Here is an 18,101-nt window from a genome sequence, read left to right as displayed (position 1 = left end):
CTTTCAGGAGGAACACTCATGTACAGTTGTCCCGGGTGCGGGTCCCAGATGTTGTTTGATATCCCCAGCCAGATGCTGAAATGCAATCGCTGCGATCGAACCATGAGCATTGCTGAGGCGGACGAGAAGGAAGCCCGGCAGGCGGGAAGCAGCTTCGATATGGAACTGCTGACCTGCCCGACATGCGGCGCGGGAATCCATGCGCTGAATACCGCCGCGGCAGCTTTCTGCAGCTACTGCGGTTCTTCTGTGATGCTGGAAAAGCAGGAAGCACAGTATGATCCGCCGGAGAAGGTGATTCCTTTCCAGATTACCCGGGAGCAGTGCTTTGAAAAATACCAGAGCATGCTGAAGGGCAGCTTCTGTGCCGATCACCGGCTGAAGGAGCATATTTCAGCGGACAGCTTCCGTGGTATTTATGTGCCTTACCACACTTACAATGCGAGCGTGGATGGCACCATGACCCTTGAAGGACATGAGGACAAGGGCAATACCACATACTACTACAAGACCCAGGTCAAACTGGATCACCGGTATGAAGGGATTATGCATGACGCCTCCCGGGAAATGCCGGATAACATTTCTGAATCCATCTCGATTGCCCATGGCGCACAGGAACGGATGGTTCCGTTTTCGCCTGCCTACCTGAGCGGTTTTTACGCGGACGTGGCGGATACGGATCCGGATGTTTACGTGCCCTATGCCAAGTCCGAAGCTATCCGTAAGGGACTGGAGGATACCCTGCCGAGGCTGAAGGACGACTCGCTTTCCTATTCCATGTCGGAGGCGGAAAAGGCGCTGACATCCAAGGCGCATGCAACCTATACCGGGGACGCGCTCCTGCCGGTATGGTTTATGTCCATGAAGAGCGGAAAACGGGTGCTATACGCAGTACAGAACGCGGTGACCGGTGAAATGTGGGCGGATATTCCGATGGATATTCCGCGGTTCGCACTGGTGGCGCTGGCATTGGCGGCGGCCCTGTATGCCCTTTTCCAGAACTACCTGGCCCTGCGTCCGGAAATGGTCATGATTACGGCCATGCTGCTGGCGCTGTTTGCCCAGTGGGCCGTTAATTCCAGAAGAACCCGGATGAAAGAAAAGGAAATGATGGAAGCCGTAATCCAGGGTGAAACGGTGGACGTTCAGGACCGGGTCAACAAGATGAAACGGCTGGAAAAACGGGTAGCCCGCCAGAACAATCACGGGATCTTCCGGTACCTGGGGATCTTTGCGCTGGGCGCGGCTTCCTATCTGAGTATGGATCTCCTGTCGGGCCTGGATAATATCCGCATTTACAAATACGGATCCCTGGCCCTGCTGGTGGTGATGGGACTGATGATCCTGCCGCTGGGCGACCGTTCCAAACTGCCGTTTGGCTGCTTTGTAACCTTTACCGCGATGGCCGCGGGTACGGTTATCCTGCTGCTGGATCCCTTCCACAGCGCGGATATGCCGATTTATATCGTGACACTGGCAATTATGGCCGGCGTGATCTGGGAATGCCTGGAACTGCTGAAACTGTACAACAAATCCTGTTCGAATACGCTGCCTCAGTTTGAGAGCCATCAGGGAGGTGAGCTTCTGTGATTTCAATGTCCAAAAAGCTTACGGCCTTGCTGCTGCTTTTGATCCTGCTGATTCCCGGGTTTGCCGGAGCGGAAAAACTGACAAAGACCAATGAAGAAACCGGCTATATTGCCGTGATCGACGATGGCGCGCTCCTGCTGGATGCCGCGGAATACAATGACGTGATGAACACGATGATGGGAATCACGGATTACTGCAATGTGGGCCTTTATACCTATCATGGCGAATCACGGGCATACGTAGGCGACAAGGCGGAAGAATGGGCAAACAAGACGTTCACCGGGCACTGCACGTTGTTTATGATCGATATGACGACGAGGCAGATTATGCTCTGGTCCAGCAGTGATATGAGGAAGACCATTACCCAGGCCAAGGGTAATATCATTGTGGACAACGTCTATACTTATGCCTCTGACAAAGAATATGCCCGCTGCGCCATGACCGCGTTCAACCAGACACTGAGGGTGCTTAAGGGCGAAACGGTCAGCGGACCGATGAAGTATATAAGCAATGCGCTGCTGGCGATTGTTGTTGCCCTGCTGCTGGCCTATCTGCTCATTTCCACACGGCATGAACAGGAAGTTAAGGTCAGTCTGCCGGAGATTATCACAGCCACGGCGGGCATGGGCGCGGTGATTGGTGCCAAGAAACTGAGCCGGAAGGTGCATCATAGCAGCTCTTCCAGCGGCGGATCCCATGGCGGCTTTGGCGGCGGCTTCAGCGGTGGCGGCGGAGGCGGCTTCAGCGGCGGCGGCAGCAGCCACGGATTTTAATCAATTCAGAATTATGAATTCAGAATTCAGAATTATTGCTGATCGGATTCTGAGTCATTGATCGCTGTTCAGTTGGATTACCCTGACAAAGAATCCTATGATAGAGTGAATAACGATGAATTATGAGTTAACCTCCACAGGAGCTATGACCCGGAAGGCACTGTCTGTTGCCTGGCCGGCGATGATGGAAAGCTTTTTCGTGGCGCTGGCCGGCATGATCGATACCATGATGGTTTCAGCTCTGGGAAGCTATGCCATCGCGGCGGTCGGCCTGACCAACCAGCCCAAGTTTATCGGACTGACGATTTTCTTTGGGATCAATGTGGCGGTTTCCGCCCTGGTGGCACGCCGCAAGGGGGAAAAACGCCAGGATACGGCCAACCAGATCCTGCTGACGGCGATTATCCTGGCCTGTATTGCCTGCGTCGTGGTATCGGTGCTGTTTGTGGTCTTTGCTCCCTGGATGATGGAACTGGCCGGCAGCAACGCGGATACGCATGAGGCGGCGGTGACTTACTTCCAGATCATCATGGGCGGCACATTCTTCAATGTGATTACCATGGTGATCAATTCCGCCCAGCGGGGGAGCGGCAATACCAAGCTGTCCATGACCACGAACCTGACCAGCAGCGTGGTGAACATCCTGTTCAACTATCTGCTGATTGAGGGTCACTTCGGCTTCCCGGCCTGGGGAATCCGGGGCGCGGCGATTGCCACGGTGCTGGGCACGGTGGTGGCTGCCGGTATGGCGGTATCCTCCCTGTTCCGCCGGAACAGCTATGTGCGTATTCCCCTGATGAAACAGCTGAAACTCCGTTATTCACGGGACTGTGCGAAGTCCATCTGGCATCTGGCGCTGAATACGTCCCTGGAGAATATCGCGGCGCGGGTCGGCTTCCTGGCGACGGCCATGATTGCGGCCCGGCTGGGAACGGATGAGTTCGCGGCGCACAATATCGGCATGAGCATCCTGGGCCTGGGCTTCTCTTTTGCGGACGGCATGCAGGTAGCGGCAGTGGCGCTGGCGGGTGAGTCGCTGGGCGCCGGACAGAAGGAAAGGGCTAAACGCTACGGCAGTATCTGCCAGCGGATCGGCCTGCTGATTTCCTTTATCCTGGCATTGCTGCTGTTCTTCGGCGGACGATGGTTCTACGGACTGTATTTCAGCGAGCCTCATATCCTGGAGATGGGCGAACTGATCTGCCGGTACCTGATTGTGATTGTACTGCTGCAGATCAGCCAGATTATCTTTACCGGCTGCCTGCGGGCGGCGGGCGACGTACGGTACGTACTGTATGCAGCCATGATTTCCATTGCGGGAATCCGGACGGTATCCACCCTGCTGATGGTGAACGTGCTTGGCTGGGGACTGACCGGCGTCTGGCTGGGAATCCTTGCGGATCAGCTGTCTCGGTTTATCATGGTTTCCCTGCGGTTTAAGCAGGGAAAGTGGGTTGATCTGAAGATCTGAATCAGAGATTCCTATCTTCAGAGATGAAGAATGAAAAATGAAGAATGGCGGAGAAAAACGCACCCGGCGGGTGCGTTTTTCATGTTTATATGCCAAGGGATTCATCCATTACGGCTGCGCCTTCAGTCGGAAAGACAGCCAAATGATCTGACATCGGCAGGAGAGTATCAATCTACAATTAATCTTGATATCCGTTTTACGATAAGCGAACCCCCGCGGGAGGCCTTCCGCGGGGGTTGCTCTATGGAGGTGGTTTGTATGCTTACAATGCAGAATGCATGGTAATCATTCAGTGAAGAGGGCGGTGGAGTAGTAGCGGTCGCCGCTGTCGGGCAGCAGGGCTACGATGGTCTTGCCCTTATTCTCGGGCCGCTTGGCCAGCTGGATGGCACCGAAGAGGGCAGCACCGGAGGAGATGCCCACGGAGATGCCTTCCTTCTTTGCCAGCAGCTTGGCAGTGGCAAAGGCATCCGCATTGGCGGCCTTGAAGATCTCATCATAGACCTTGGTGTTCAGCACGTCCGGAACGAAACCGGCACCGATGCCCTGGATCTTGTGGGCGCCCGCATGGCCTTCAGACAGCACGGGGGAGTCTTCCGGCTCCAGGGCGACAACCTTCACGTTGGGGTTTTTGGACTTCAGGTATTCACCGACACCGGTCAGGGTGCCGCCGGTGCCGACACCGGCAATAAACAGGTCAACCTTGCCGTCCGTATCGTTCCAGATTTCGGGACCGGTGGTTGTCCGGTGAATGGCGGGATTTGCGGGGTTCACGAACTGGCCGGGGATAAAGCTGTTGGGCGTTTCCTTCGCCAGTTCTTCAGCCTTGGCAATGGCGCCCTTCATGCCCTTGGCACCCTCAGTCAGCACCAGCTCGGCACCGTAGGCCTTGAGGATGTTCCGGCGTTCCACGCTCATGGTTTCGGGCATGGTCAGGATGATGCGGTATCCCTTGGCGGCGGCGATGGAAGCCAGGCCGATACCGGTGTTGCCGCTGGTGGGCTCGATGATGACGGAGCCTTCCTTCAGCAGGCCTTTCTGCTCAGCATCCTCGATCATGGCCTTGGCAATGCGGTCCTTAACGCTGCCGGCGGGATTGAAGTATTCCAGTTTCACCAGGACGGTGGCTTCCAGTCCCAGCTCCTTTTCGATATTCACGACTTCGACCAGGGGGGTATTCCCGATCAGCTCCAGAGAGCCTTTGTAAATCTTAGACATAATCCTTACCTCCTCGATGTGTTGCGGACAATATATCATAGTAAACCTACTAAGTCAATAGGTAAAAGATAGATTGTTCCTATCAGGTCTTATAGTACAAGTTTATAGGAATATCGTGAGCAGGTAAATGAAATGTTTGCCAAAGGCAAACATGAAATATGGAGGGCGAGCCCTCCATATGAAATATCGTGCTGCGCACGATGTGAAATATCCGCCCGTAACGGGCGAATGTGATATTTGCTTCAAAGCCTATTTTACAAAGCCGGACAGCGATTGACGGGGGACGTGTTCAGTTGACTTTATAAGGAGAGAAGTGTAAAGTTGGCCATGCAGTAGAAAGAGGAGTGGAGCCTATGGAGAAAAGAAACTATCAGCGGGAGATGGAAGCTGAAATCGCACGGCTGGAAGGCCGAAAACCGACACTGCTTCTGCACAGCTGCTGCGGTCCATGCTCCAGCGCAGTGCTTGAGCGGCTGACCGAGCATTTCCAGGTGACACTGCTGTATTACAATCCGAATATTGAACCGGAAGAGGAATACCTGCACCGGCTTTCAGAGCAGAAACGCCTGCTGACGCTGCTGCCGGGAGAGATACCGATGCTGCCCTGTGATTATGATCACGAGGCGTTTGACGCCTTCGCACCGGCACTGGCGGACGCTCCGGAGGGCGGGGAACGCTGCCTGGCCTGCTTTGCCATGCGGCTGAACTATACCGCGGAGCAGGCGAAAGCCCACGGCTTTGAATACTTTACGACCACGCTTTCCGTCAGCCCGCACAAGAACGCGGACAATGTGAACCGGATCGGGGAGGAAGCCGGAAAACGGTACGGGGTGAAATACCTGTTTGCTGACTTCAAGAAAAAGAACGGATACCTCCGATCCCTGGAACTGTCCAGGGAGTACGAGCTGTACCGGCAGGACTACTGCGGATGCAGATATTCAATGCATAATGCATAATGCACAATGCATAATGAATGGTTTGGAAAAACAACTCAAAGGAGAAAAGAGATTAAATGGATTTTGTGAACAGACTGGCGGGGGAGTTTAAGCTGCGGCCGCAGCAGGTACAGGCAGCGGTGGAACTGCTGGACGCGGGGAACACGATTCCCTTCATTGCACGGTACCGGAAAGAAGCGACTGGCTCGCTGGATGACCAGGTGCTGCGGGAGATGGCAGAACGGCTGGAATACCTGCGGAACCTGGAAAAGCGCCGGGAGGAAATTGCTTCTTCCCTGGAAGAACAGGGCGTCATGACCGATGAACTGAAGGCCCAGCTGGCAAAGGCTGTGACCCTCAGTGAACTGGAAGATATATACCGTCCTTTCCGGCCGAAACGCCGGACCCGGGCAACCGTGGCAAAGGAACGGGGACTGGAACCTCTTGCCCTGTGGCTGATGCTTCAGCAGGCGGGAGATCCCGCGGCGGAAGCGGCCAAGTATATCAATGAAGAAAAAGAAGTGCCCGACGTGGAGACGGCACTGGCCGGGGCAAGGGATATCCTGGCGGAAACGGTGAGCGACAGCGCGGAGATCCGGAAGGAACTGCGGGCGCTGCTGAACCGGGAAGGCGTCCTGCACAGCAAGGCAGCCAAAGAGGAAGACAGCGTATACAGCATGTATTACGACTTCCGGGAGCCGGTGAGGAGCATTGCGGCGCACCGCATTCTGGCGGTGAACCGGGGCGAGCGGGAAGAGTTCCTGAAGGTGACCCTGGAGGCGCCGGAAGAAAAGGCCCAGGACGCGATCCGCAAGGCCTTTGTGCGGAACAATACTCCCGCGGCGCAGCAGGTGGCGGAAGCCTGCGCGGACGCCTGGGAACGGCTGGTGTTCCCATCCCTGGAACGGGAAATCCGGAACGACCTGACCGACCGGGCCAACGTCAGCGCAATCAAGGTGTTCAGCGACAACCTGCATCAGCTGCTGATGCAGCCGCCCATCAAGGGCAAGGTGACCCTGGGCGTGGACCCGGGCTTTCGGACGGGCTGCAAGCTGGCAGTGGTGGACGAAAACGGCAAGGTACTGGATACCGGTGTGGGCTATTTCACCCTGCCGGGCAATGAAGGCGGCAAGGCAGCCGCGGCAAAGCTGATCAAAGGCTTTGTGAATAAGTACGGCATTACGGCGGTGGCCATCGGCAATGGCACGGCCAGCCGGGAAAGCGAACAGTTTATTGTATCCCTGCTGCCGGAACTGCCGGGCGTGGCCTATATGATCGTCAGTGAGGCGGGTGCCTCGGTATACAGCGCCAGCAAGCTGGCGGCAGAAGAGTTCCCGGACTTTGACGTGACCCAGCGCAGTGCGGTTTCCATTGCCCGCCGGATGCAGGACCCGCTGGCGGAACTGGTGAAGATTGATCCGAAGGCCATCGGCGTGGGTCAGTATCAGCACGACCTGAAACAGAATGAGCTGACCGCGGCCCTGGACGGCGTGGTGGAACAGTGCGTGAACCAGGTGGGCGTTGAGGTCAGCACGGCCTCGGCGGAACTGCTGAGCCATGTGGCGGGCATCGGGCCGGCCCTGGCCAAGAACATTGTGGCATATCGCGAAGAAAACGGCATTGCCAGCCGCGCGACCCTGAAGAAGGTGCCGAAGCTTGGACCGAAGGCCTATGAGCAGTGCGCGGGCTTCCTGCGGGTGATGGACAGCAAGAATCCCCTGGATGCCACCGCGGTCCACCCGGAAAGCTATGACGCGGCCAAGCTGCTGCTGGAAAAGCTGGGCTATGATATGAAGGAAATCCGGGGCGGCGCGGCGGACGTGGTGCACCGGGCCAGCCGCTACGGCCACGAAAAGCTGGCGGCGGAGATCGGCGTCGGACTTCCGACGCTGAACGATATGCTGGGTGAACTGGCCAAGCCCGGACGGGATCCCCGTGACGAGCTGCCCAAGCCGGTGCTCCGGACGGACGTGCTGGAGATGAAGGACCTGAAACCCGGCATGGAACTGACCGGTACCGTGCGGAACGTGATTGACTTCGGCGCCTTTGTGGATATCGGGGTGCACCAGGACGGACTGGTGCATATCAGCCGCATGGCGGAGAAGTTTATCCGGCATCCCTCCGAGGTTGTGAAGGTGGGGGATATCGTGAAGGTATGGGTGGTCAGTGTGGATGAGCAAAAGAAACGCATCGCACTGACGATGGTACAGGGAAGAATGTGATTTTCAAAGCCGCCGAAGATTATGTTTTTTGGCGGCTTTTGAATTGCCTGAATGATTGACACGCTATGGGTTCGGCGGTAAAATAACTTGTTGTGTTTTTGGCACAAGTATGACGACCGGAGGAAGACAAAATGGCTTGTACAGCGATCGTTGGAATCAACTGGGGCGACGAAGGCAAAGGCCGCATGGTGGACCTGCTGACGGAGCAGATTGACATTGTGGTTCGCTATCAGGGCGGCGGAAACGCCGGCCACACCGTTATCAATGAGCACGGAAAGTTTGCCCTGCATCTGCTGCCCTCCGGCATTTTCCGGAAGAATGTGATCAACATTCTCGGCAACGGTGTTGCCATGGACCCGGAAAGCCTGATGAATGAGATTAAGGACGTTGCGAACAAGGGTGTTGCCGTGACTCCCGAAAACCTGAAGATCAGTGACCGTGCCTCCCTGCTCATGCCCTGGCACCGCCGGCTGGACGAGCTGGAAGAACAGCGCCTGGCTGACAAGAAGTACGGTTCCACCAAACAGGGTATTGCTCCCTTCTATTCTGACAAGTATCAGAAGAAGACCGTCATGGCGGGCGAACTGTTCTATCCGGAACGGCTCCGTGCCCACCTGAAGGACCTGATGGAGTGGAAAAACCTGATCATCAAGGGCGTATACGGTGCCGAACCCTATACCTGGGATGAGATTGAAAACTGGCTGAACACCAGTTGCGAAGCCATTAAGCCTTATATCTGCGATACCGGCGACCTGCTGCGGGAAGCGGAAGAGAACGGCAAACGGATTATGTTCGAGGCCCAGCTGGGCTCCCTGCGTGACCTGGATCACGGCATCTATCCGATGACCACCTCCTCCAACACCATCGCGGCATACGCACCCGTGGGCTCCGGCCTGCCGAGCGCCCAGCTGGACCGGATCATCGGCGTGGTGAAAGCTTACTCCACCTGCGTGGGCGAAGGCCCCTTCACCTGCGAAATGTTCGGTGAGGAAGCGGAAAAACTGCGTGAAGCGGGACATGAATACGGCGCCAAGACCGGCAGACCCCGCCGGGTCGGTCCGGTGGACCTGGTGGCCACCCGTTACGGCGTGCAGGTGCAGGGCGCCACGGAGATTGCCCTGACCAAGCTGGACGTGCTGAGCTACCTGGATGAGATTCCCGTCTGTGTCCGTTATGAACTGAACGGCGAGATGACAGACAAGTTCCCCTTCCCGGCAGCGCTGGATGACTGCAAGCCCGTGATTGAAACCGTCAAGGGCTGGAAGAAGGACATCAGCGGCGTACGCACCTGGGAAGACCTGCCTGAGGAAGCCAAGGCCTATGTGCAGATGATCGAAAAGGCGATCCGCTGCCCCATCAAGTGGGTTTCTGTCGGACCGGAAAGAGACAGCATCATTATGCGGTAATAAGCCAACTGAGGTTTACGGAAGACACACGATACAGAATGGAGAAAAACGATGACACAGCAGTATGAAACCCCACTGTCCTCCCGGTATGCTTCCAAATATATGCTGGAGCTGTTCTCTGCCGATACGCGCTACCGGACCTGGAGACGCCTCTGGGTTGCCCTGGCCAAGGCTGAAATGGAACTGGGCCTGCCGGTGACGCAGGAACAGGTGGACGAGCTGGCGGCCCATATCGAAGATATCGACTATGACTGCGTGCGGGAGCGGGAAAAGGAAGTCCGCCATGACGTCATGGCTCACGTTTATGCCTACGGCAAAGTTGCTCCTTCCGCGGCAGGCATTATTCACCTGGGCGCCACCAGCTGCTATGTGACCGATAACGCCGACCTGGTGATCTACCGGGACGGCCTGAAGTACCTGCGCGGGGAACTGCTGGGCGCCATGAAGAGCCTGTGCGACTTCGCGGAGAAGTACAAGGATATGCCCACGCTGGGCTATACCCACTACCAGCCGGCACAGCCTGTGACCGTGGGCAAGCGCGCTTCCCTCTGGCTGCAGGACCTGGCCTCTGACCTGGAAGAGATCGACTTCGTGATCGATCACCTGCGCTTCCTGGGATGCCGCGGCACCACCGGTACCGAGGCCAGCTTCATGGACCTGTTCGAAGGCGATGAAGCAAAGATTGATGAAATGAACCGCCGGATCGCGGGCACCTTCGGTTTCTCCGAGTGCTTCACCGTGTCCGGACAGACCTATCCCCGCAAGACGGACAGCCGCATCCTGAACGCACTGAGCGCCCTGGCCCAGAGCTGCTACCGCATGGCGAACGATATCCGCCTTCTGCAGCATGACCGCCAGATCGATGAGCCCTTTGAAGAAAACCAGATCGGCTCTTCAGCCATGGCTTACAAGCGGAATCCCATGCGCTGCGAACGCGTATGCTCCCTGGCCCGTTACCTGATGGCGGACGCCATGAACGCGCCACTGACCGCCTCTGTACAGTGGATGGAACGGACACTGGATGACTCCGCCAACCGCAGGATCTCCCTGCCGGAAGCCTTCCTGTGCGCGGACGCGATCCTGCGCCTGGTCCGGAACATTGCCGGCGGCCTGCGGGTAAACGAAAAGGTGATCGACAAGACCCTGCGGGAGTATATGCCCTTCCTGGCCACCGAAAACCTGATGATGGAAGCGGTGAAGCGGGGCGGAAACCGGCAGCAGCTGCATGAAATCATCCGCCGCTGCTCCATGGCCGCAACCGAGAAGATGAAGCAGGGTGAGCCCTGTGACCTGCTGGCCCGGCTGGCCGCGGAAAAGGACTTCGGCCTGACCGAAGCGGAGATGCAGGCGGTGCTGGATCCGGCCAAGTATACCGGCCGCTGCGGCGCACAGGTGACCGCGCTGGCGGAGAAACTTCGCCCGCTGTTCACGGAAGCCACTGAAACCAAAGACTCCATCGATCTGTGAGGATTTAGACCGATGCACATGCGAACCAAGAAATGGGCAAGACCTGAACTCCAGGCCTGCCCGTTCTTTATTGATGCGATTAAGGGCCCGGACGCAAAGACCGGCGCGCTGAGGGGAACCTGGCGTCCCCGCTTTGCCAACCCTGACCTGCCGCTGCACATTGAAATGGGCTGCGGCAAGGCTGTCAGCACGGCCAAGATGATCGCGGACAATCCGGAGATCAACTTTGTGGCCGCAGACCTGAGCGCAGACATCCTGGGCGTCGCCCGGCGGAACATCGTGGACGCCTGCGGGGAGAACCCCGGCAACGTCCAGCTGGTTATGGCGGATATCTGCTTTGTGGACCAGGTATTCGGCCCGCAGGAGCAGGCGGAGCGCATCTATATCCACTTCTGCAATCCCTGGACCGAGCATCCGAAACATGAGAAGCGCCGGCTGACCCATCCGCGGCAGCTGATGCAGTACCGTACCTTCCTGAAGGAAGGCGGGGAGATCTGGTTCAAGACGGATGACGATACGCTGTTTGAGGATTCGTTAGCCTACTTTGACCTGTGCGGCTTTGAACCGGTGAAACTCGGCTATGACCTGCATGCGGACGACTTCCGGCCCAATTACATCAGCGAACACGAAGAAAAGTACACGGCCCTCGGTGTGCCGATCAAGTACGGTGTGTTCCGTATGAAGCCGGAAACCCCGGATTTCGATCCGACCCGATTCCGCCTGACTCCCGGAATCAAAAAAGAAGCGATTGAACGGATGAACCGTGCTGTCATGCTCGCTGATCAGGAAGAAAAATAAGAAGCTGCCCGGCTGTGTATGCCGGGCGGTTTTTCTTTTTTTAGTAAGGTCAGCAGGTACTTGCTGCCGGCTTATAAGTTACAAATGCATAAATACAGCGGAAATGCATGAATAATCGTTATAATTATGCATAATATTCATGAAAAACAAAAATAATTGTATAAAAATGCATAAAATGTGTTGACAAGGGTGTATCCGGGTGCTATACTGACGCCAATCCTAACGGAAAGAACAGAAATGAGGAGGCACTCACAATGAAAAAGATTCTGGCAATGGTTCTGGCACTGGCCCTGGTATTGAGCGTAGCCGCGGCTACTGCTGAGTATAAGACAATCGAAGCCGGCAAGTTCATCTATGCCACCAGCCCCGATTTCCCGCCCTTTGAAAGCACGGATGACAATGACAACGTCATCGGCATTGAGCCCGACATCCTGGCGATCATCTGCGAGAACCTGGGCCTGACTGCTGAACCCTACGCCATCGACTTTGACAGCGCTCTGGTTGCTCCCAGCGCCGGCAAGGCTGACGCCGTGGTTTCCGGTGTGACCATCAAGGAAGAGCGGAAGGCCAGCATGGACTTCACCATCCCCTATGTGACGATCGTGCAGGGTATCGTGTTCAAGACCGGCGCGGACATCACCATGGAGAACCTGGGTGAAAAGATGATCGGCGCCCAGAGCGGTACCACAGGCAAGGACCTGGCCGTTGACAATTTCGGCGAAGATCACGTGACCTCCTACGATAAATACTCCCTTGCGTTCCAGGCCCTGCAGAACGGCCAGGTGGACTGCATCATCGTGGACGACATGGTCGGCGAAGCTTATGTGAAGCAGATCCCCGGACTGGAGATGTTCAAGACCGACTATACGCCTGAAAACTTCGCTTTCGGTTTCGCCAAGGGCAACACCGAACTGCTGGACGCTTTCAACGCTGAACTGCAGAAGCTGATCGACAACGGCACCATCGAAGAGATCATCCTGAAGTGGCAGGAATAATACAGAAGGCAGAAAGTCATTTTCACGCCGGAAGGAAAAGGCAAAAAAGCCTTTTCCTTTCTGCGTTATTATCGGAGAACAGCACGATCAACCAGTGAAGGAGAGGATCCGTTTCCATGGAACAGTTTGTGGCCTGGAAGGCAATGATGGCTGCGAATGAACCTACCACATTGTGGCAGCAATTCTATGTCCTTTTTTATCAGGCATTCATCGAAAATGACCGCTGGCTGCAGTACCTGAACGGCGTGGTGACCACGCTGTACGTGACGGTGCTGGCACTGATGCTGGGCGTGATCCTCGGTATCATTGTCGCGGTGATCCGTACGGCACATGACCAGCAGCGTCCCGGACACAAAAACCCCGTTCTCGGGTTCATCAACGGCCTGCTGAAGATCTATGTGACCGTGATCCGCGGTACGCCTATGATGGTGCAGCTGATGATCATGGGCCTGGTTATCTTCGCTTCCAGCCGGAATTTTGTGATGGTCGGTGCGTTGACGCTGGGTATCAACTCCGGCGCCTATACAGCTGAGATCATCCGCGGCGGCCTGATGAGCGTGGACCATGGACAGATGGAGGCCGGACGCAGCCTGGGCATGAACTACACGGACACGATGCGGTTTGTGGTGGTGCCCCAGGCCATCAAGGCGATCCTGCCTGCGCTGGGCAATGAGTTTATCGTGCTGCTGAAGGACACCTCCCTCATCAGCGTGATCGGTGGCAAGGAACTGCTGTACGCGGCCCGGAGCGTAGCTTCACGGAACTACGAGCCGATGTACCCGTACCTCGGAGCGGCGATTATTTACCTGCTGCTGGTGATGCTGTTTACCTGGCTGCTGGGAATCTTTGAGAGGAGGCTGCGCGCAAGTGATAGACGTTAAAAACCTGACCAAGAGCTTTGGCGATCTGCAAGTGCTAAAGGGCGTCAGCGAGCACATCAACAAGGGCGAACGTGTTGTGCTGATCGGACCCAGCGGCAGCGGAAAATCCACTTTCCTGCGCTGCCTGAACCTGCTGGAGACACCCACCAGCGGAGAAATCATCTTTGAAGGCCAGTCCATTACGGATGATAAATGCGACATCAACAAAATCCGCCAGAAGATGGGCATGGTGTTCCAGCATTTCAACCTGTTCCCGAATATGACGATCCTGAAGAACATCACGCTGGCTCCTGTACGGACCGGACTGATGAGCAAGGACCAGGCGGAAAAGGAAGCCCGGGAACTGCTGAAGCGCGTCGGCCTGGAAGACAAGGCAGACAGCTATCCCGCCCAGCTTTCCGGCGGACAGAAACAGCGTATCGCCATCGTGCGGGCCCTGTGCATGAAACCGGAAGTGATGCTGTTTGACGAGCCCACCAGCGCCCTGGACCCGGAAATGGTCGGCGAAGTGCTGGACGTTATGAAGGAGCTGGCGAAGAGCGGCATGACCATGGTCTGCGTGACGCATGAGATGGGCTTCGCCCGGGAAGTCGCTGACCGGGTGCTGTTCATGGATGAAGGAAAGATCCTGGAGGAGGGTACTCCCGGCGAGATTTTCACCAATCCGAAAGAACAAAGAACGAAGGATTTCTTAAACAAAGTTTTGTGATATAATCATGTCATTCAGAGCATCGTTCTGAATGACATTTTTCCATGGAGAAAAAGAAATGACGTCATTAACCAAGCTGATCTCCCTGGTTGCCGCCGCCTCCATGACGGTATCGGGAGCACTGAATACCGCAGCCCCCCAGAACGACGTGAACGGCCTGCTGTTCCTGGCAAATCGCCAGTATATGGTTTCCGAAGCCTATGAGCCGGATGACCTGGAAATGAGCGACGTGCCCGGACAGGTGCGCCGGATGCGGAAGGAAGCCGCGGAAGCCCTGCGTGAAATGTTCCAGGCCTGCAAGGAAGAAATCGGCGTCCAGCTCCTTTCTATTAGTGGTTACCGCTCCTATGAAAGACAGGAGGGTATCTATAAACGGAAGCTGCGCACTGTGAAGGGGAACGTGGAAAAGGCGCAGGAATATGTCGCGCCGCCCGGATCCAGCGAACACCAGCTGGGCGTGGCCATGGATATCGGACAGAAACACAAGATCCACCTGGAAGTATCCTTCGCGGATACCGAGGGCGGTAAGTGGTGCCGGGAAAACTGCTGGCGGTTCGGTTATATCCTGCGGTATGACGAGCCCTGGGAGGGAATCACCGGCTACAAGTATGAGCCCTGGCATTTCCGCTATGTCGGCAAGGAATACGCCAAGGAGATCCATGACGCCAATGTGCCGCTGGAGACCTGGCTGATCAGTCACCGGGTGGAGGTGCTGCAGAACCTGCTGCAGAAAGACGTGAAGCTCCCTGCTGCAGCTGACAGCTTTACCGTGAAAGAAGAATGATACGATTAGGTGAAGATTGCTTTATGAAGAAAGTATGCTGTTTACTGCTTTCCCTGATGCTGCTTCTGCCGGTGCTTGCCGCCGCGGAATCGGATGAGGAAGAACTGCTGATCGAGGAAGTCGTTGAGGGTGAAGAACCTGTAAAGGAAGTCACGGGTCCTTCCGAACCTGTATGGGATTTTCCGGTGGCGCTGGAGGACATGGACCCGGAGTACATCATCCTGGCCAACAAGCATTACCTGCTGGACAAAAAGTATGTGCCGAAGGATCTGGTGAAGGTTCCCTCCAAGCCCGACAAGGGCGGCATTTCCTGGGCTGTGAAGCCCAAGGACGGCCAGAAGCTGCGCAAGGTCTGCTCTGACGCGCTTTGCGAAATGAACGCTGCCATCCGTGCCGCCGCGGAGGAGAACGGATACCGGAAACTGTACCTGAAGAGCGCCTACCGTTCCTATTCCACCCAGAAGACGATGTACAACAACCGCCTGAAGAAGAATCATGGCAAGGATGACGGCTGGGTGTCCAAACCCGGCGCCAGCGATCATCAGACAGGCCTTGGCTGCGACGTGGTGCCTGCCAACTGGAAAGACAAGGCCATGAATGATAAAATGATGAAGGAGCCGGAATGCCAGTGGATGGCAGATCACTGCCAGGAATTCGGCTTCATCATCCGTTATCCGGCGGATAAGCAGGAAATTACCGAGATTAACACGGAACCCTGGCACCTGCGCTATGTGGGTATCCCGGTTGCCACCTATATCATGGAGAACGGCCTGTGCCTGGAAGAGTTCACCGAACAGCTCCAGCAGGCTATCCAGGATTACCTGGCAGCCGGCGGAGACCGGGCGAAGGTGGAAAAGTTTATTCAGACCCCAACGGAGGAATAAATGAAGCTGTTGATTGTGGACGACGAGGCACGCATTCGTGCCCTGATCGCCAAATACGCCGCCTTTGAGGGCTATGAGACCGACGAGGCGGAAAACGGTATGCAGGCCGTGGAAAAGTGCCGCCAGAACCATTATGACCTGGTTATCATGGACGTGATGATGCCGGAGCTGGACGGCTTCTCCGCCGTGCGTGAGATCCGGAAAACGGATCCCATTCCGGTGATTATGCTCTCCGCCCGCGGGGAGGAGTATGACCGGATCCATGGCTTTGAACTGGGCATTGACGACTACGTTGTGAAGCCCTTCTCCCCGAAGGAGCTGATGATGCGCGTCGGCGCGGTGCTCAAACGCAGCGGCGAGGCGGAGAAGAAGGCGGAGGAGACGGTTTCCATCGGCGGCCTGACTGTGGACTTTACGGCCCGCCGGGTGCTGGTGGACGGCGTGGAAGCAGAGCTGAGCCCGAAGGAATACGACCTGCTGTTCTACATGATCCGCAACCGGGGCATCGCCCTGACGCGGGAAAAACTGATCAGCGACGTATGGGGCTATGACTTCTTCGGAGACGACCGGACGCTGGACACCCATATCAAGCTGCTGCGCAAGCAGCTGGGGCCCTATGCGGACAAGATCACAACGCTCAGAGGGGTAGGCTATCGTTTTGAGAAGGAATAATCTGGCTTACCGGGAGGAATTCCTCGCCGGCCGGGTCGGTATCCGGGCCAAGATACTGATATATCTCGCGATCTTCGCGGGATTTATCATTTCCACGGTATGGATGCTGCAGGGAGTGCTGTTCCGGAACCTGTACCGGGGCGCGTCCGTGATCCAGATTGAGGACGCCGTACGGACCCAGTTCCTGCTGACTGTCGGCGCGATTGTGCTGGCAACGGTCCTTGTGGGCTTTACCATGGCCAGGATCATCTCGGAACCCATCATTGAGACCAGTGAGGCGGCCAGGGAACTGAGCCGTTCCCGCTACACCCGCCCGCCGCACAGCGGCGGCTACCGGGAGATTGCGGAGCTGAACGATACCCTGGTACGGGCCGCGGAGGACCTGGGAAAGGTAGAAGACCTCCAGCGGGAGCTGATCGCCAATATCAGCCATGACCTGCGCACGCCCCTGACCATGATCGAGGGCTATGCGGAAGCCATGCGTGATATTCCTGAAGAGGTAACGCCCGAGAATATGCAGATCATCATTGACGAGACGAACCGCCTGAGTTCCATGGTCAATGAGGTGCTGGATTTCAGCCGGCTCCGCACCGGCAATATGGAACTGGAAAAGAAGCCCTTCAACCTGACGGAAGAGATCCGGGAGATCTGCAACCGGGTAGGACGGATGACCTCCGTGGACGGCTATACAGTGATCTTTGAACCGGCGGAAGACCGGGAGGTTGTCGGAGACCGGGGTAGGATCGGCCAGGTGCTGTACAACCTGCTGGGAAACGCGCTGACGTATACCGGAGAGGATAAAACCGTCCGGATTACCCAGCGGGATACCGCGGCCGGCATCCGCGTACAGATTTCCGACAGCGGGGAAGGCATTCCCGCGGACGAACTGCCGTTTATCTGGGACCGGTATTACCGGAGCCGGGAAAACCACCGCCGATCTGTGATCGGAAGCGGCCTGGGCCTGAATATCTGCCGGGGTATCCTGGAAAAGCACGGCGCGGATTACGGCGTCAGAAGCGAACCGGGGCAGGGGACAACCTTCTGGTTCACACTACCGACAGCACCGAGAACAGAAATGGATTAACAAGCATAAGAAAACAACCGATGCATCTGCATCGGTTGTTTTTTGCGAGCGGGTGATGGGAATCGAACCCACGTGACCAGCTTGGAAGGCTGGAGCTCTACCATTGAGCTACACCCGCAAGTGGAGCGGTAGACGGGACTCGGACCCGCGACATCCACCTTGGCAAGGTGGCACTCTACCAACTGAGCTACTACCGCATATAAGGGAACCGG

Annotated in this window: 16 protein-coding genes and 2 tRNA genes; 15 read left to right on the top strand and 3 right to left on the bottom strand. The window is 56.5% G+C overall.

Annotated features, from left to right (window positions below; genetic code table 11):
• Nucleotides 1-102 precede the first annotated feature (102 nt).
• The 3 genes from JRC49_03710 to JRC49_03700 all read left to right on the top strand — a co-directional run bounded on the left by JRC49_03710 (nucleotide 103) and on the right by JRC49_03700 (nucleotide 3,834).
• The gene (locus tag JRC49_03710) at nucleotides 103-1,590 is read left to right on the top strand and encodes a hypothetical protein (GenBank protein QTE71943.1); all 1,488 of its coding nucleotides are present in this window, start codon (nucleotides 103-105) and stop codon (nucleotides 1,588-1,590) included.
• Complete coding sequence (locus JRC49_03705; GenBank protein QTE71942.1) at nucleotides 1,587-2,363, top strand: hypothetical protein; 777 nt, start codon at nucleotides 1,587-1,589, stop codon at nucleotides 2,361-2,363. Before JRC49_03710 ends, JRC49_03705 begins: the two co-directional genes overlap by 4 nt.
• Nucleotides 2,364-2,508: 145 nt before the next feature.
• A complete protein-coding gene (locus JRC49_03700; protein QTE72780.1) occupies nucleotides 2,509-3,834 on the top strand; it encodes an MATE family efflux transporter in 1,326 nt (441 codons plus the stop codon).
• Between the two features lie 285 nt (nucleotides 3,835-4,119).
• On the opposite strand, the gene cysK is transcribed toward JRC49_03700, so the two are convergent.
• Nucleotides 4,120-5,052: a cysteine synthase A gene (gene cysK / locus JRC49_03695; GenBank protein QTE71941.1), complete on the bottom strand. Its 933-nt coding sequence runs from the start codon at nucleotides 5,050-5,052 to the stop codon at nucleotides 4,120-4,122.
• A 353-nt stretch (nucleotides 5,053-5,405) separates the two neighbouring features.
• Here cysK and JRC49_03690 point away from each other — a divergent pair, with 353 nt between their 5' ends.
• The 12 genes from JRC49_03690 (at nucleotide 5,406) to JRC49_03635 (ending at nucleotide 17,889) form a co-directional block, all read left to right on the top strand.
• A complete protein-coding gene (locus JRC49_03690) occupies nucleotides 5,406-6,008 on the top strand; it encodes an epoxyqueuosine reductase QueH (GenBank protein ID QTE71940.1) in 603 nt (200 codons plus the stop codon).
• Between the two features lie 56 nt (nucleotides 6,009-6,064).
• Nucleotides 6,065-8,209 (top strand): RNA-binding transcriptional accessory protein, encoded by a 2,145-nt coding sequence (locus JRC49_03685; GenBank protein QTE71939.1) that lies wholly within the window; start codon nucleotides 6,065-6,067, stop codon nucleotides 8,207-8,209.
• Nucleotides 8,210-8,340: 131 nt separating this feature from the next.
• On the top strand, nucleotides 8,341-9,615 hold the full coding sequence (locus JRC49_03680; GenBank protein QTE71938.1) for an adenylosuccinate synthase: 1,275 nt from the start codon (nucleotides 8,341-8,343) through the stop codon (nucleotides 9,613-9,615).
• A gap of 51 nt (nucleotides 9,616-9,666) precedes the next feature.
• Nucleotides 9,667-11,082, top strand: a complete 1,416-nt coding sequence (locus JRC49_03675; protein ID QTE71937.1) for an adenylosuccinate lyase — start codon at nucleotides 9,667-9,669, stop codon at nucleotides 11,080-11,082.
• A 12-nt stretch (nucleotides 11,083-11,094) separates the two neighbouring features.
• A complete protein-coding gene (gene trmB, locus JRC49_03670) occupies nucleotides 11,095-11,880 on the top strand; it encodes a tRNA (guanosine(46)-N7)-methyltransferase TrmB (GenBank protein QTE71936.1) in 786 nt (261 codons plus the stop codon).
• A 254-nt stretch (nucleotides 11,881-12,134) separates the two neighbouring features.
• Complete coding sequence (locus JRC49_03665; protein ID QTE71935.1) at nucleotides 12,135-12,875, top strand: transporter substrate-binding domain-containing protein; 741 nt, start codon at nucleotides 12,135-12,137, stop codon at nucleotides 12,873-12,875.
• A 116-nt stretch (nucleotides 12,876-12,991) separates the two neighbouring features.
• A complete protein-coding gene (locus tag JRC49_03660; protein ID QTE71934.1) occupies nucleotides 12,992-13,756 on the top strand; it encodes an amino acid ABC transporter permease in 765 nt (254 codons plus the stop codon).
• On the top strand, nucleotides 13,743-14,465 hold the full coding sequence (locus JRC49_03655) for an amino acid ABC transporter ATP-binding protein (protein QTE71933.1): 723 nt from the start codon (nucleotides 13,743-13,745) through the stop codon (nucleotides 14,463-14,465). The genes JRC49_03660 and JRC49_03655 overlap by 14 nt, the downstream gene beginning before the upstream one ends.
• Before the next feature lie 58 nt (nucleotides 14,466-14,523).
• Nucleotides 14,524-15,249 carry a M15 family metallopeptidase gene (locus JRC49_03650; GenBank protein ID QTE71932.1) on the top strand — a complete coding sequence of 242 codons (726 nt, stop codon included), beginning with the start codon at nucleotides 14,524-14,526 and terminating at the stop codon, nucleotides 15,247-15,249.
• A gap of 23 nt (nucleotides 15,250-15,272) precedes the next feature.
• On the top strand, nucleotides 15,273-16,133 hold the full coding sequence (locus JRC49_03645) for a M15 family metallopeptidase (protein QTE71931.1): 861 nt from the start codon (nucleotides 15,273-15,275) through the stop codon (nucleotides 16,131-16,133).
• Nucleotides 16,134-16,805, top strand: coding sequence for a response regulator transcription factor (locus JRC49_03640; GenBank protein QTE71930.1), 672 nt, complete (start codon nucleotides 16,134-16,136; stop codon nucleotides 16,803-16,805). It begins immediately after the preceding gene.
• Nucleotides 16,792-17,889 carry a HAMP domain-containing histidine kinase gene (locus JRC49_03635; protein QTE71929.1) on the top strand — a complete coding sequence of 366 codons (1,098 nt, stop codon included), beginning with the start codon at nucleotides 16,792-16,794 and terminating at the stop codon, nucleotides 17,887-17,889. The genes JRC49_03640 and JRC49_03635 overlap by 14 nt, the downstream gene beginning before the upstream one ends.
• Before the next feature lie 47 nt (nucleotides 17,890-17,936).
• On the opposite strand, the gene JRC49_03630 is transcribed toward JRC49_03635, so the two are convergent.
• Together JRC49_03630 and JRC49_03625 are read right to left on the bottom strand one after the other, a co-directional pair.
• A tRNA-Gly gene (locus tag JRC49_03630) sits at nucleotides 17,937-18,007 on the bottom strand.
• 3 nt (nucleotides 18,008-18,010) lie between these two features.
• Nucleotides 18,011-18,086 (bottom strand) — tRNA-Gly (locus JRC49_03625).
• Nucleotides 18,087-18,101: the final 15 nt, after the last annotated feature.

The sequence above is a fragment of the Clostridiales bacterium FE2011 genome (genome assembly GCA_017569305.1).
In the GTDB taxonomy this organism is placed as follows: domain Bacteria; phylum Bacillota; class Clostridia; order Christensenellales; family Aristaeellaceae; genus Aristaeella.
This window is presented reverse-complemented; position numbering and strand designations above follow the sequence as displayed.